Consider the following 13,648-nt stretch of genomic DNA (forward strand, 5'->3'; position numbering starts at 1 on the left):
GCCTGCCGGGGCACTAGGGTGTGTTTCGAAAGTGGCGTCGTCCGCCCGGAGGGCGGGGTCCGCGGCGTCTGGTGCGGTGCATCGCAGGGCGGAGGGTCGTCCTCGTACCGGGCGTACGGGGACGATCCCGACAACGCGGCGAGGTGCCGTGCCAGGCGTCGCGGACCAGACGGGACTTTCGAAACACGCCCTAGAGGTACTTCTTCAACTCCCGCCGGGCCAGCGACCGCTGGTGCACCTCGTCCGGGCCGTCGGCCAGCATCAGGGTGCGGGCGCTCGCGTACAGCTCGGCCAGCGGGAAGTCCTGGCTCACCCCGCCCGCGCCGTGCAGCTGGATGGCCCGGTCCAGGATGCCGACCACCGCACGCGGGGTGGCGATCTTGATGGCCTGGATCTCCGTGTGGGCGCCCTTGTTGCCGACGGTGTCCATCAGCCAGGCCGTCTTCAGCACCAGCAGCCGCAACTGCTCCACCGTCACCCGGGCGTCGGCGATCCAGTTCTGGACCACGCCCTGCTGGGCCAGCGCCTTGCCGAACGCCGTACGGGACACCGCCCTGCGGCACATCAGCTCGATCGCCCGCTCGGCCATGCCGATCAGCCGCATGCAGTGATGGATCCGGCCGGGGCCGAGCCGGGCCTGGGCGATGGCGAAGCCGCCGCCCTCCTCGCCGATCAGGTTGGCGACGGGCACGCGCGCGTGGTCGAAGACCACCTCGGCGTGGCCGCCGTGCGAGTGGTCCGCGTAACCGAAGACCTGCATGGCGCGCTTGACGGTCACACCCGGCGTGTCGCGGGGGACCAGGACCATGGACTGCTGGCGGCGGATGTCGGTGCCGTCCGGGTCGGTCTTGCCCATCACGATGAAGATCTTGCAGTCCGGGTTCATCGCCCCGGAGATGTACCACTTGCGGCCCGTGATGACGTACTCGTCGCCGTCCCGCTCGATGTGCGTGGTGATGTTGGTGGCGTCCGAGGAGGCCACCTCCGGCTCGGTCATCGCGAACGCCGAGCGGATCTCCCCCGACAGCAGCGGCTCCAGCCACTGCTTCTTCTGCCGCTCGTCGCCGAACTGCGCCAGCACCTCCATGTTTCCGGTGTCGGGGGCCGCGCAGTTGGTCGCGGTCGGCGCCAGATGCGGGGAGCGGCCGGTGATCTCGGCGAGCGGCGCGTACTGGAGGTTGGTGAGGCCCGCGCCGTACTCGGCGTCGGGCAGGAAGAGGTTCCACAGGCCCTGCCGGCGGGCCTCGGCCTTCAGCTCCTCCACCACGGCCGGGGTGTCCCAGGGGGAGGCCAGCGCGGCCCGCTGCTCCTCCGCCACCGGCTCGGCCGGGTGGACGTACTCGTCCATGAAGGCGAGCAGCTTGGCGCGCAGCTCCTCGGTGCGCGCGTCGAACGCGAAGTCCATGACTGTTCAGCCTTCCTGAAGAGTGGTCAGTCCGTGGTCGATGAAGACGGGCACGAGGTCCCCGATCCGGTCGAAGCCGCGTCCGACCGTCTGGCCGAGCGTGTACCGGTAGTGGATGCCCTCCAGGATCACGGCGAGCTTGAACCAGGCGAACGCCTCGTACCAGGAGACGGCCGAGACGTCCCGGCCCGAGCGCTCGGCGTACCGCTGGACCAGTTCCTCGGGAGAGGGGTGTCCGGGCGCCTCGGCGGTGGTGGAGACCGGGGAGTCGGGCATGCCCAGCGGCCGGCTGTACATCACCAGCAGGCCCAGGTCGGTGAGCGGGTCGCCGAGGGTCGACATCTCCCAGTCAAGGATCGCCCTGATCCGGTCGTCGCCCCCGATGAGGACGTTGTCGAGCCGGTAGTCGCCGTGCACGACGGCGGGGGCGGGCGAGCGCGGCAGCTCCCGCCCCAGGACCGCGTGCAGTTCGTCGATACCGGCCAGCTCGCGGTTGCGCGAGGCGTCCAGCTGCTTGCCCCAGCGGCGCAGCTGCCGGTCCAGGAAGCCCTCCGGGCGGCCGAAGTCCTCGAGGCCCACCGCGGTGGGGTCCACCGCGTGCAGTTCGACCAGCGTGTCCACCAGGGACAGCACCGCATTCCGGGTGCGCTCGGCGCCCAGCGGGGCGAGCTGCGGGGCCGTGCGGTACGGGGTGCCCTCGACGAACTCCATGACGTAGAACGGCGCCCCGAGCACCTCCTCGTCCTCGCACAGCAGCACCGGGTGCGGGACCGGCACGTTCGTCGGGTGCAGGGCGTTGATCACGCGGTGCTCGCGCCGCATGTCGTGCGCGGTGGCCAGGACATGACCGAGCGGGGGCCGTCGCACGACCCACCGGGAGGCCCCGTCGGAGACGGCGTAGGTGAGGTTCGACCGTCCGCCCTCGATCAGCCGGCCGGTCAGGGGGCCGGTCACCAGACCGGGGCGCTCGCGGCCGAGCAGGGCGCGCAGCCGGTCCAGGTCGAGTCCGGGCGGGTGGTCGGCGCTCATACATCACTCCTACGAACGGGTGAACACGACGCGACTCATGATGCCGACCGGTCGGTATGCCGTCCAGTGGGTATACCGGTCATGAGGCCGAACGTGACGGGAGCCACCATAGGCCGACGGCCTCCCGGCGTGCTGCCGGAAAGCCGTCGGTCCTCTGCCCATCTGCCCTCAGGGCTCAGTGGTCGTCCCAGTGGCCCTCGTGCGCGGCGTGCCGGTGGCCGTCGTGCAGATAGTCGACGTGGTCGCCGTGACGCACCCGGACGTGCCCGCACTCGTCGCGGTGCACGTGCTCGTGATCCTGGTGGACGGCGTGCCCGGACGGTTCGCACTCGTCCCAGTGACCCGCGTGCTCGCGGTGCAGATGCCCGTCGTGCGCGTAGTCCAGATGGTCGCCGTGCGGCACGGCGTCGTGTCCGCAGCCCGGGCCGTGGCGGTGCGTGCCGTGCTCGGTGTGTTCCTGGTGAGGGGTGGTCATGGTGCTCACCTTCGGGGGTACGGGGTCGGCGACGGACAGGCTAGGTGCGAATCGGTCATACGATACATATCACTCATACCGCTTGCGTGGCGTTCGAGTACCCCGGAGGGTCGAGGACATGAAGGGCATCAGCTACCGCCGTTACGGCGGGCCCGAGGTGCTTGAGTACGGCGAGGTGCGCGACCCGAAGGTCGGCCCCGACCAGGTGCTGGTCAAGGTCCGGGCGGCGGCCGTCAACCCGGTCGACTGGAAGTGCCGCGAGGGCCGTCTGGACGCCTTCCTCGACGCCGTCTTCCCGGTGATCCCCGGCTGGGACGTCAGCGGGGTGGTCGTCCGGCCCGGCGCTGCGGTGACCGAGTTCGCCGCCGGTGACGACGTCATCGGCTACTGCCGCGAGGACTTCCTCTCCCGCGGGACCTTCGCCGAGTACGTCGCCGCGCCGGTGCGCACTCTGGCCCGCAAGCCGCGCACCCTGTCCTTCGAGGAGGCCGCGGGCCTTCCACTCGCCGGGCTCACCGCCTACCAGGTGCTCGTCAAGGCCCTCCAGGTGCGAGACGGTGACGCCGTGCTGGTGCACGCGGCGGCCGGCGGGGTCGGCTCCCTCGCCGTGCAGATCGCCACCCACCTCGGCGCCCGGGTCATCGGCACGGCGAGCGAACGCAACCACGCCTATGTGCGCGGCCTCGGCGGCGAGCCGGTCACCTACGGCGAGGGCCTGGCCGAACGGGTGCGCTCGCTCACCCCGGACGGCGTGGACGCGGTCCTCGACACCGTCGGCGGCGACACGCTGACGGCCTTGGCCGCCCTGCTCGCGCCGGAGGGCCGGCTGGCGTCGATCGCCGACCCGCGGGTGGCGGCCCTCGGCGGCCGCTACTGCTTCGTCCGCCCCGACGCCCAGGACCTGGCCGCGCTCGCCGACCTGGCCGACCGGGGCGTGGTCTCGGTGCACGTCCAGGAGACCTTCCCGCTGGAGCGGACGGCGGACGCGCACCGCAGGAACCAGGAGGGCCGCACCCGCGGCAAGATCGTCGTCACGGTGGACACCGAGCGGGACGAGGGCGACGTCTGGACCAGGGAAGAGGGCAGCACCCCGTACCGCATGAGCCAGGAAGGCACCTTCTGACCCCGGCACCTCCCTGCCCTTCCGGACCGTGAGCGCCGCCGCGGACGGCGTCACCGTCGGGTGCCGGGAGCGAGCGCCGCGGGGCCGGATCCGGTCGCGAGGCGCCCGGATCCGGCGGTGCGGCACCCTCGCGGGAGCGCAAAAACAGCGCGCAGCACAGGCCGCAGAGGGTCGCCCCGGTGGCCGTGGGGCCGCCGGGCAGGGTGGCCTCGACGGCGAGCACGGCGGCCGAGAGGGCCGTACGGCGCCGGGCGGGCCGTACGGCGCCGGGCGGGCAAGGTGCGGCTGCGGCCCCCGGGGGCTCCGTCCCGCCCATCCCGACGGTCCGACCACGACCGTCGCCACGCGCGGGACCGCCCGCTCGCAGCGCACCCAGCGGTTCGTCGCTCACGGACCGCCCCACCGGGCGGTCACCGGGCCGCCCGGAAGGCCTTCAGCCTCTCGTACGCCGCGAGCCCGTCCGGCACCCACTCCCATTCCCCGAGCCGCCGCTCGACCTCCTCCTCGGGCAGGAAGCCGTGCCACTGGACCTCCTCGGCCTGCGGGTGCACGGGCAGCTCGCAGCGCACCTCGTACACCGCCGACCACCAGCTGTGCCCGGCGCCGTCGTCGTACAGGAACGTGAAGAGGTGCGTCGGCCGGGGCAGGCCGCTCACCCCCAGCTCCTCCTCGGCCTCCCGCAGCGCGGCCTCGTCGTAGGACTCGCCCGCCCCGACGACACCGCCGACGAACATGTCGTACAGCGCCGGGAAGACCAGCTTGGTGGCGGTGCGCCGGTGTACGAACAGCCGGCCGTCCGCGTCCCGGGCCTGGACGAACACACAGCGGTGGCGCAGCCCGCGGGCGTATGCCTCGCCACGCGGGGCCTGGGCGACGACCTGGTCGTTCTCGTCGACGATGTCGAGGATCTCGTCAGCGGGGTTCATACGGGCCATCCAAGCAGAGGGCTCAGCGCCGCTGCAGGTCCCGGGCCGGGGGCTCCGCCTCCGCCGCCCCGCACGGCATCGCCGGGTGCAGCCCGAGCAGCACGATGCCCGCGACCACGCCCGCGAGACCGGCCGCCTCCCAGGCCAGTGCCCCGGTGTCGGTGCGCAGCCGGTCACCGAGGAAGCCGACGCCGCACAGGATCCCGGCGAGCGGCTCGGCCGCGGTGAGCGCGGGCAGCGACATGCGCAGCGGTGCCGTCTCGAAGGCGCTCTGCACCAGAAGCAGCCCGGTAGCCCCGCACACCAGGACGCCGTACGGCTGCCAGCCGGCGAACAGCACGGTGAGGCCGCCCTCGGAGAAGCGGGTGCCGCTCACCCGGGTCAGCGCGTCCTGCACGCCGTACAGCAGCCCGGCGGCCGTGGCCAGCAACACCGGGCCCCAGCTCAGCCTTGACCGCTTGCCGTACGTCGTGAGCACCAGGGCGGCGCCGACCATCGCGCCGATGATCAGCCAGTGCCGCAGCGGATCGGCGATGGCGTGGCCGGCCCGCGGCTCGCCGGCCAGGATGAACGCGCTCACCCCGCCCGCGAGCAGCAGCAGCCCCGCCCAGCCCTGGCGGCCCAGGGGCTGCTTGGTCTGGTGCCGGGACAGGGCCAGCGCGAACAGCAGGTTCGTCGCGAGCAGCGGTTCGACCAGGGAGATCTCGCCCTTGCCGAGGGCGACCGCGCCGAGCACCATTCCGGCGATCATCAGTCCCAGGCCGCCCAGCCAGCGCGGCACCCGCATCAGGTCGAGCAGCAGCCGGAACGTCAGGAAGTCGCTCAACGGCGCCTTCTGCGCGGCGTTCTGCTGGAGGACGAACCCCAGGCCCAGACAGCAGGCGGCACTCACGGCGAGAAGGAGAACCAGAACGGACACGCTGCGTACCTCGATCATCCGGCCGGACCACGGGTGCGTAGTGGCCGACTGTAGCGCCCCCGGTACGGCCTTGGCCCGGAAGTGCGCGGAACAGAGCAGTTGACTCGCCATCGTGTGGGGCCGGGCGGCCCGGCGCCATGGCGTACGCCACAACGTGCGCCGGAACACCTGACCCGCACCGGTGCCCACCTGCGGGGAGTCACCCAAGTTCCTTGTGGACAGCGCTGGTTGAAGTTGCCATCAGCCTGTTCGGCTTGACGCACACCTTGGCTGCGGGTTTGCTGTGCGTGATCGGTCGATGGCAGCCCGAGAAACAGGAAGTTCCGCGGTGCCCCCACTCCCCTCCCTGCTCGGCACCCGCCGGGCCCTCACGGACCACTTCGGCGACACCGCCCCGGACGGTTCCGGCGCCTTCGACCACGCCCTCGACGACGCCGAGCTGCGCACCGCCCGCGCCGCGTTGACCCAGGGCCGGCGCCAGGCCGCCCGCTCCCTGCTGCGGCACACCGGCGACGACTGGGACCGCCGCGGCCACCGCCTGACCGTGCTCGCCCGGGAACCGTACGCCGTGGCCTGGGCCCGCGACTGGCTGCACGCCGAGCCCGGCTCCGCCGACGCCGCCGCCCTCTACGCCCTCGCCCTGGTCCGGCGCGCCCTGTGCGGGAAGGAGGACCCCGACCGGGCCCGAGAGGCCTGCGCCGACGCCGCCGCGCTCGCCCCCGCCGACCCCACCCCCTGGCTGGGCTTACTCCGGTTGGCCCGGACCCTGGGGCCGGAGCGCGAGGTGCTCGCCGCCTTCGCCGAGCTGCGCCGCCGCCACCCCGAGCACCACCACGCCCACCATCTGCTCCTCGCCCGCCTGTCCGAACGCCCCTCCGGCGGCAGGGCACCCGAGGCCCACGAGGTGTACGACCGCGCCGAGCTGGCCGCCGCCCAGGCCCCGGCCGACTCCCCGCTCGCCGTCCTGCCCCTCGTCGCCTACGCCGAGCGCTACCGGGTCCTCGCCGCCACCGGTCCGGCCCCTGCCGACCCCGCCGCCTCCGGCCACTGGTCCGGCCCCCGGGCCCGCCGCATCCTGCGCACCTGCTTCGACTGGTGGCTGGAGTGGGAGCACGACGAACACCCCCGCCGCCACATCGACCTCAACCACCTGGCCTTCGCCCTGTCCTGCGCCGGCCGCCACGCCGAGGCCGCCGCCCTCTTCCAGCGCATCGGCCGGCACGCCACCCGGGCGCCCTGGTCCTATGCCCACCGCGACCCTCGGACGGCCTTCCACACGGCCCGCGCCCGCGCGCTCGGACACTGAACGGCACGCCGCCGCGCCCCGTACGTAAGAAGTGATTACAGAAGTCTGACCACCGACCCCGGTCCCTGGCTCCCCACAGCCCCGAGTGCTCGAATGAGAACGTGAACCCCGAACGATCCGAGGAACAGGACGGCAGGCCCGTCGGCCGTCGCGTCTTTCTCGGCACACTCGGCCTGGGCGCGCTCGGCGTCGTCGCCGCGCCCACGCTGCAACGCGGCCTGGAGGGCTTCCTCGGCTCCGTCGCGGGCAAGGACCCGACGGGCCTGACCGGCCTGCTGCCCAACGGCGGTGGCTTCCGCTACTACTCCGTCGCCGCCTCGGTGCCGCGCCTGGACGCAGCCGACTACCACCTGAAGGTCGGCGGTCTGGTCGACCGGCCGCACACCTACACCCTGGCCGATCTGCGCGCCCTGCCGCAGACCCGGCTGGTCAAGGACGTCCAGTGCGTCACCGGCTGGAGGGTCCCCGGGACCCCCTTCGAAGGCGTACGCCTCTCCGACCTGCTGGACGCGGCCGGGGTCCGTCCCACTGCGAAGGCGATCCACTTCACGTGCTTCGACGGCACCTACACCGAGAGCCTCACCCTCGACCAGGGCCGCCGCCCGGACGTCCTGGTCGCCCTGCGCATGCAGGACAAGGACATCTCCCACGACCACGGCGGCCCGGTCCGCCTCTACGTCGCCCCCATGTACTTCTACAAGTCGGCCAAGTGGCTCTCCGGGATCACGGTCACCGACCACGTCCAGCCCGGCTACTGGGAGAACCTCGGCTACGACGTCGACGCCTGGGTCGGCCGGTCGAACGGACGCACCGATGAGCCTACGAGCTGACACCCCGGCACCGCCCGGCGCCCGCATCCGCCGCTTCAGCCGGGCCGAACGCTGGGTCCACCGCATCACGGCCGTGCTGATGGGCGTCTGCGTGGTCACCGCGGCCGTCCTCTACATCCCCCAACTGGCGGTCATGGTGGGCCGCCGGGAACTGGTCGTCCGCATCCACGAGTGCGCCGGACTCGCCCTGCCCGTCCCGGTGCTGCTGGGCCTCGCCTCCCGCGCCTTCCGCACCGACCTGCGCTTCCTCAACCGTTTCGGCCCGCACGACAAGGTCTGGCTGCGTGCCGTGCTGGCCCGCGACAAGCGCCGCTCCTCGCGTCCGGCGGGCAAGTTCAACGCCGGCCAGAAGATCTACGCCGCGTGGATCGCCGGCGCCACCCTGGTCATGCTCGGCACCGGCCTGCTGATGTGGTTCACCCACCTCGCCCCGCTGATGTGGCGCACCTCGGCGACCTTCGTCCACGACTGGCTCGCCCTGACCATCGGCGTGGTCCTGGCCGGCCATGTCGGCATGGCCCTGGGCGACCCGGAAGCGAGACGGGGCCTGCGCACGGGACGGGTGAGCGCGGACTGGGCGAAGCGGGAACACCCTTTGTGGCGGCCTTAGTCACCGAACTCCAGCAGCACCTTGCAGGACCGGCTCCGGTCCGCGGCCGTCGCGAATGCCTCCCCGGCCGCACGGACCGGGAACACCGCGCTGACCAGCCCGTCGAACTCCCCGCGCGCGGCCAGCAGTTCCAGCGCGTCGTCGAACCCGGTGCCGAACCGGAACGCACCGCGCAGGTCGATCTCGCGGCTCACCAGCAGATTTCCGGCGAACGGCGACTGCCCCGGCGGCAGCATCCCGAGCTGCACGACCACACCTGCGCGCCGCACCAGCCGCAGACACGTGTCCAGCCCGGCCGCGGCCCCCGACGCCTCGACGGCGACGTCCACCTCCTCGGGCCACCCGGTGGCACCCGGATCGTCGGCCCGTACCAACGTGTCGGCCCCGGCGACGGCGGCGTACTGCAGCGCCTCTGGCACCGGGTCGGTCACGGTCACCCGTGCCGCGCCGGCCGCCTTCGCCGCCGCGACCACCAGGCACCCGATCGGCCCTGCGCCGGTGACCAGCACATGACGGCCGGACACGTCGCCGGCCCGCCGCACCGCGTGCAGCGCCACCGACAGCGGCTCGGCGAGCGCGGCCCGGCGCAGCCCGAGTCCGTCCGGCAGCGCCCGCACCTGCCCGGCCGGTACGGCGATCCGCTCGGCGAATCCGCCCTGGACATGCGGAAAGCGGGCCGCGCTGCCCAGATACCGGGTGTCCCGGCACACGTTCGCCCGCCCGCCGGTGCACTCCGGGCAGCGCCCGCACGGGGTGGCGGGGTGCACGGCGACCGGCGTACCCGGCGCGGGACCGGTGGCCCCGGCACCGTAGGACACCACCGTGCCCACCACCTCGTGCCCGAGCAGCATCGGCTCCCGGAGCCGGAAGTCCCCGACCCCGCCGTGCCGCCAGTAGTGCAGATCGGAGCCGCAGACACCGCCGTAGCGGACGGCGACCAGGGCCTCGTCGGGCCCGGGTGCGGGCACCGGCAGCTCGGCCACGCGCAGGTCGCCCGCGCCGTGGATCACACAACCCAGCACGTGCGCCGCCCCCTTCACAGGACGCTCGTCATGCCGCCGTCGACGTACAGGACCTGGCCGCTCACGAAGTCCGATGCCGGCGAGGCGAGGAAGAGCAGGCCGCCCACCAGGTCCTCGGTGCGGCCCCAGCGTCCGGCCGGGGTGCGCCGGCGGACCCAGGCACCGAACTCCTCGTCCTCCACGAGCGGCCGGGTCAGCTCGGTCTCGATGTAACCGGGCCCGAGGCCGTTGACCTGCACGCCGTACGGCCCCCAGTCCGCGCACATGCCCTTGGTCAGCATCTTCAGCGCGCCCTTGGTCGCCGCGTACGGCGCGATACCGGGCCGGACCACCTCGCTCTGCAGCGAGCAGATGTTGACGATCTTGCCGTGGCCGCGTTCCGTCATCCGCCGGGCGGTCTCACGGCCGACGAGGAACGCGCCGGTGAGGTTGGTGTCGAGGATCCGGTGCCAGTCGGCGTCGGTGAACTCCAGCAGGGGCGCGCGCAGTTGCATGCCCGCGTTGTTGACGAGGATGTCGAGCGGGCCCACCCGCTCCTCGACGTCCGCGATCCCGGCGGCCACGGACGGCCCGTCGGTCACGTCGAACACGGCCGTGCGGATCCGGTCCCCGGGCAAGCCGGCGGCGGCCTCGGCCAGCCGGCCGGGGTCGCGCCCGTTGAGGACCACCGTGCAGCCGGCCTCGGCCAGGCCCCGGGCCAGCGCGAGGCCGATGCCCCGGCTCGACCCGGTGACCAGGGCCGTACGGCCGCCGATGTCGAAGAGCGGGTGACTCATCCCCGTACCCCTAAAGGATCAGTGACAGGACCAGGACCAGACCGCCGGCGACCACCGAGAGGATGGTCTCCATGATCGACCAGGTCTTCACGGTCTGCCCGACGCTCAGCCCGAAGTACTCCTTCACGAGCCAGAAGCCGGCGTCGTTGACGAAGCTGAAGAAGAGCGAGCCGGCGCCGATCGCCAGGACGAGGAGGGCGGTGTGGGTGGTCGACGTGCCGGCCGCGAGCGGCGCGATCAGGCCGGCCGCGGACACGGTCGCCACTGTCGCCGAGCCGGTCGCCAGCCGGATCACCACCGCGATCAGCCAGGCCAGCAGCACAGCCGGGATGGACCAGTGCTTGGAGACGTCCAGGATCATCTGGCCCACGCCGGAGTCGATCAGCGTCTGCTTGAAGCCGCCGCCCGCGCCGACGATCAGCAGGATGCCGGCGATCGGCATCAGGCCCTTCTCGACGGTCTGCTGCAGCCGTTCCTTGCCGAACCCTGCGGGCCGGCCCAGCGTGAAGAAGCCGACGATCACGGCGGCGAGCAGGGCGATCAGCGGGGAGCCGATGACGTCGAAGACACGCTGGGTGTGGTTCGCCGGGTCGTCGACGACGATGTCCACCAGTGCCTTGAGCAGCATCAGCACCACGGGCAGCAGCACCGTCGACAGGGTCGCGCCGAAGCCGGGACGGCCCTGGAGCTCCTCCGAGGGGCGCTGCGGCAGCATCCGGTCGGGGGCCTGGACGTCCACCCAGCGGGCCGCGACCTTCGAGAAGAGCGGACCGGCGATGATCACCGACGGTATGGCGACCAGGATGCCGAGCGCCAGCGTCACACCCAGGTTGGCCTTCAGCGCGTCGATCGCGACCAGCGGGCCGGGGTGCGGTGGGATCAGACCGTGCATCACGGACAGACCGGCGAGCGCCGGGATGCCGATGCGCATCAGGGAGTAGTTGCCGCGCTTGGCGACCATGAGCACGACCGGGATCAGCAGCACGATCCCGACCTCGAAGAACAGCGGCAGGCCGATCACGGAGGCGATCAGCACCATCGCCCACGGCATCGCCCGCCCGCCGGCTCTGGCGAGGATCGTGTCCACGATCTGGTCGGCGCCGCCGGAGTCGGCGAGGAGCTTGCCCAGGATCGCCCCGAGCGCGATCAGGACGCCCACGCCCGCCACCGTGGAGCCGAGTCCGGTGGTGAAGCTGGTGATGGCCTTGTCGAGCGGCGCTCCGGCGACCGCCCCGAGCGCCAGCGACCCGAAGGTCAGCGCCAGGAAGGCATGGAGCTTGAACTTGGTGATGAGCAGGACGATCACGGCGATGCCCACCAGGACGGCGATGCCCAGCTGGGCGTGTCCGGCGGAGGTGATCGGCGGAGGCGCGTCCGCTGCCAGCATCTCGACGCTGAGTCTGGTCACGGGGGTTCCTTGCGGTTACGGGGGGACGGGGGGACGGGGGTGAGTGTTACGCGGTGGTGTCGGGAAGCGCCTCGAGCGCCTTCACGGCACGCTCGGTGATCTCCTGGGGGCTGCCGTCGACGTCCACGGCGACTCCCGCCTCGTCCGGGCCCAGGGGCTCCAGCGTGGCGAACTGGGAATCCAGCAGCGCGGTGGGCATGAAGTGTCCCTGCCGCTGCGTCATGCGCTCCTCGATCAGCTTCCGGTCGCCGGTGAGGTGCACGAACACCACTCCGGGGGCGACGGCCCTGAGCCGGTCGCGGTACGACCGCTTCAACGCCGAACTGCTGACCACCCCGCCCAGTCCCGCCCGCCCGTGCGCCCACTGGCCGATGGCGTCCAGCCAGGGCCACCGGTCGCTGTCGTCGAGCGGGATCCCGGCCGACATCTTGTCGATGTTGGCCTGCGGGTGGAAGTCGTCGCCCTCGGCGTACGGGACGCCCAGCCGCGCGGCGAGCAGGGGACCGATCGTGGTCTTGCCCGTCCCCGCGACGCCCATCACGACGACGACCTGGGGGGTTCGCATGTACTGCCTCGCTGTCTTCCTCGACACCCGACGCCACGGCGGCGTCGCCACACTGAAACCCATTAGGTACGACGAATTCAAGAGTCTGTGACATATAAGTCTGACTTTTTCAGTCGGTGATCCACGCCGTACGCTGAGTGCATGACCACACCGGGCCGGGGGCTGCACGGCCGTGTACTGGACACCCTCGGCCCCGCGATCACCGCGGGCGAGTACCCGCCGGGCAGCGTGCTGCGCACCGACGAACTGGCACAGCACTTCGAGGTGTCGCGCTCCGTGATGCGCGAGGCGGTCCGGGTGCTCGAATCCATGCACCTGGTGGAGTCCCGCCGCCGCGTGGGTGTCACCGTCCGCCCGAAGTCCGAGTGGAACGTCTACGACCCGCAGGTCATCCGCTGGCGTCTGGCGGGCGCCGACCGCCCGCACCAACTGCGCTCGCTGACCGTGCTGCGCTGCGCGGTCGAACCGGTCGCGGCCGGCCTCACCGCCAAGCACGCCACGGCCGAGCAGTGCGCCGAACTCACCGAGTGCGCGCTCGGCATGGTGGCCAACTCACGCGGCCACAAGCTGGAGGAGTACCTGGTCCACGACATCGCCTTCCACCGGGTCATCCTCAACGCCTCGGGCAACGAGATGTTCGCCCGGCTCGGCGACGTCGTCGCGGAGGTCCTGGCCGGCCGCACCCATCACGAGGTGATGTTCGAGGACCCGGACCCGGCCGCGGTCACCCTGCACGTTCAGGTGGCGGAGGCCGTCCGCGCGGGCGACGCGACCCGCGCCGAAGAGCTGACCAGGGAGATCACCGTGGGTGCCCTCCAGGAACTGGACATCCTGGCGCCCTAGTTGTTCTGTTCACCTCAGTCGAGGAATTCCCCGTCCAGGTACGCCCAGGCCCCGTCGACCCGCTCGAACCGGCTCCGCTCGTGCAGCGAGCCGCCCCGGTAGGAGGCACGGAAGGTCACCGTACCCGTGCCGTGGAAGGCCGACCCGTCGGTGGTGTCCAGGATCTCCAGCCCCGTCCACCGCGTCCGCAGATCGAGCTCCAGCCGCTCCGGGCGGGTCAGCGGATGCCAGGTGCGCAGCAGATACCCGGCGTCCCCCTTGACGAACGCGCTGTACCGCGAGCGCATCAGCGACTCGGCGGTCGGCGCGCTCGCGGCCCCGGTGTGGAACCGACCGCAGCAGGCGTCGTAGGGCTGGGGGAGTCCGCAGGGGCAGGTACGCGAGGTCATGCGCCTCATTCTGCCCGCACCA

15 protein-coding genes are annotated in these 13,648 nt (G+C 72.3%); 5 read left to right on the forward strand and 10 right to left on the reverse strand.

What is annotated here, in order from left to right; all coding sequences use genetic code 11:
• Positions 1-190: 190 nt before the first annotated feature.
• The 3 genes from AC5WRT_RS16020 to AC5WRT_RS16030 form a co-directional block, all read right to left on the reverse strand.
• Complete coding sequence (locus AC5WRT_RS16020; RefSeq protein ID WP_496094680.1) at positions 191-1,405, reverse strand: acyl-CoA dehydrogenase family protein; 1,215 nt, start codon at positions 1,403-1,405, stop codon at positions 191-193.
• A gap of 6 nt (positions 1,406-1,411) precedes the next feature.
• Complete coding sequence (locus AC5WRT_RS16025) at positions 1,412-2,434, reverse strand: phosphotransferase family protein (protein WP_496094681.1); 1,023 nt, start codon at positions 2,432-2,434, stop codon at positions 1,412-1,414.
• Positions 2,435-2,609: 175 nt separating this feature from the next.
• Positions 2,610-2,909, reverse strand: a complete 300-nt coding sequence (locus AC5WRT_RS16030; RefSeq protein ID WP_496094682.1) for a hypothetical protein — start codon at positions 2,907-2,909, stop codon at positions 2,610-2,612.
• Between the two features lie 118 nt (positions 2,910-3,027).
• On the opposite strand from AC5WRT_RS16030, the gene AC5WRT_RS16035 reads away from it, so the two are divergent.
• On the forward strand, positions 3,028-4,032 hold the full coding sequence (locus AC5WRT_RS16035) for an NADP-dependent oxidoreductase (protein ID WP_496100338.1): 1,005 nt from the start codon (positions 3,028-3,030) through the stop codon (positions 4,030-4,032).
• A 410-nt stretch (positions 4,033-4,442) separates the two neighbouring features.
• Here the strand turns inward: AC5WRT_RS16035 and AC5WRT_RS16040 are convergent, their stop codons facing one another.
• Both AC5WRT_RS16040 and AC5WRT_RS16045 read right to left on the reverse strand, forming a co-directional pair.
• Positions 4,443-4,958 (reverse strand): NUDIX hydrolase, encoded by a 516-nt coding sequence (locus AC5WRT_RS16040; RefSeq protein ID WP_496094684.1) that lies wholly within the window; start codon positions 4,956-4,958, stop codon positions 4,443-4,445.
• Positions 4,959-4,980: 22 nt separating this feature from the next.
• Positions 4,981-5,877, reverse strand: coding sequence for a DMT family transporter (locus AC5WRT_RS16045; protein ID WP_496094685.1), 897 nt, complete (start codon positions 5,875-5,877; stop codon positions 4,981-4,983).
• Between the two features lie 328 nt (positions 5,878-6,205).
• Here AC5WRT_RS16045 and AC5WRT_RS16050 point away from each other — a divergent pair, with 328 nt between their 5' ends.
• The 3 genes from AC5WRT_RS16050 (at position 6,206) to AC5WRT_RS16060 (ending at position 8,623) form a co-directional block, all read left to right on the forward strand.
• The gene (locus AC5WRT_RS16050) at positions 6,206-7,183 is read left to right on the forward strand and encodes a hypothetical protein (protein WP_496094686.1); all 978 of its coding nucleotides are present in this window, start codon (positions 6,206-6,208) and stop codon (positions 7,181-7,183) included.
• Between the two features lie 101 nt (positions 7,184-7,284).
• Entirely contained in the window at positions 7,285-8,013 is a 729-nt protein-coding gene (locus tag AC5WRT_RS16055) for a molybdopterin-dependent oxidoreductase (protein WP_496094687.1), read from the forward strand.
• Complete coding sequence (locus tag AC5WRT_RS16060) at positions 7,997-8,623, forward strand: cytochrome b/b6 domain-containing protein (protein ID WP_496094688.1); 627 nt, start codon at positions 7,997-7,999, stop codon at positions 8,621-8,623. Before AC5WRT_RS16055 ends, AC5WRT_RS16060 begins: the two co-directional genes overlap by 17 nt.
• On the opposite strand, the gene AC5WRT_RS16065 is transcribed toward AC5WRT_RS16060, so the two are convergent.
• Genes AC5WRT_RS16065 through AC5WRT_RS16080 form a run of 4 tightly spaced genes read right to left on the reverse strand, consistent with a single transcriptional unit; the run spans position 8,620 to position 12,394 of the window.
• Positions 8,620-9,645 (reverse strand): L-idonate 5-dehydrogenase, encoded by a 1,026-nt coding sequence (locus tag AC5WRT_RS16065; protein ID WP_496094689.1) that lies wholly within the window; start codon positions 9,643-9,645, stop codon positions 8,620-8,622. The genes AC5WRT_RS16060 and AC5WRT_RS16065 overlap by 4 nt on opposite strands.
• Positions 9,646-9,659: 14 nt before the next feature.
• A complete protein-coding gene (locus tag AC5WRT_RS16070; RefSeq protein ID WP_496094690.1) occupies positions 9,660-10,421 on the reverse strand; it encodes an SDR family oxidoreductase in 762 nt (253 codons plus the stop codon).
• A 10-nt stretch (positions 10,422-10,431) separates the two neighbouring features.
• Positions 10,432-11,829, reverse strand: a complete 1,398-nt coding sequence (locus AC5WRT_RS16075; RefSeq protein WP_496094691.1) for a GntT/GntP/DsdX family permease — start codon at positions 11,827-11,829, stop codon at positions 10,432-10,434.
• A gap of 46 nt (positions 11,830-11,875) precedes the next feature.
• Entirely contained in the window at positions 11,876-12,394 is a 519-nt protein-coding gene (locus AC5WRT_RS16080) for a gluconokinase (protein WP_496094692.1), read from the reverse strand.
• Positions 12,395-12,535: 141 nt separating this feature from the next.
• On the opposite strand from AC5WRT_RS16080, the gene AC5WRT_RS16085 reads away from it, so the two are divergent.
• On the forward strand, positions 12,536-13,237 hold the full coding sequence (locus AC5WRT_RS16085) for a FadR/GntR family transcriptional regulator (protein WP_496094693.1): 702 nt from the start codon (positions 12,536-12,538) through the stop codon (positions 13,235-13,237).
• 14 nt (positions 13,238-13,251) lie between these two features.
• Here the strand turns inward: AC5WRT_RS16085 and AC5WRT_RS16090 are convergent, their stop codons facing one another.
• A complete protein-coding gene (locus AC5WRT_RS16090; protein ID WP_496094694.1) occupies positions 13,252-13,626 on the reverse strand; it encodes a YchJ family protein in 375 nt (124 codons plus the stop codon).
• Positions 13,627-13,648 lie beyond the last annotated feature (22 nt).

It is taken from the genome of Streptomyces sp. NTD91, assembly GCF_059510455.1.

Coding starts and splice junctions, on each gene's coding strand:
- AC5WRT_RS16020 (WP_496094680.1), bottom strand. CDS start 1,405: ATGGACTTCGCGTTCGACGCGCGCACCGAGGAGCTGCGCGCCAAGCTG.
- AC5WRT_RS16025 (WP_496094681.1), bottom strand. CDS start 2,434: ATGAGCGCCGACCACCCGCCCGGACTCGACCTGGACCGGCTGCGCGCC.
- AC5WRT_RS16030 (WP_496094682.1), bottom strand. CDS start 2,909: ATGACCACCCCTCACCAGGAACACACCGAGCACGGCACGCACCGCCAC.
- AC5WRT_RS16035 (WP_496100338.1), top strand. CDS start 3,028: ATGAAGGGCATCAGCTACCGCCGTTACGGCGGGCCCGAGGTGCTTGAG.
- AC5WRT_RS16040 (WP_496094684.1), bottom strand. CDS start 4,958: ATGAACCCCGCTGACGAGATCCTCGACATCGTCGACGAGAACGACCAG.
- AC5WRT_RS16060 (WP_496094688.1), top strand. CDS start 7,997: ATGAGCCTACGAGCTGACACCCCGGCACCGCCCGGCGCCCGCATCCGC.
- AC5WRT_RS16070 (WP_496094690.1), bottom strand. CDS start 10,421: ATGAGTCACCCGCTCTTCGACATCGGCGGCCGTACGGCCCTGGTCACC.
- AC5WRT_RS16080 (WP_496094692.1), bottom strand. CDS start 12,394: ATGCGAACCCCCCAGGTCGTCGTCGTGATGGGCGTCGCGGGGACGGGC.
- AC5WRT_RS16085 (WP_496094693.1), top strand. CDS start 12,536: ATGACCACACCGGGCCGGGGGCTGCACGGCCGTGTACTGGACACCCTC.
- AC5WRT_RS16090 (WP_496094694.1), bottom strand. CDS start 13,626: ATGACCTCGCGTACCTGCCCCTGCGGACTCCCCCAGCCCTACGACGCC.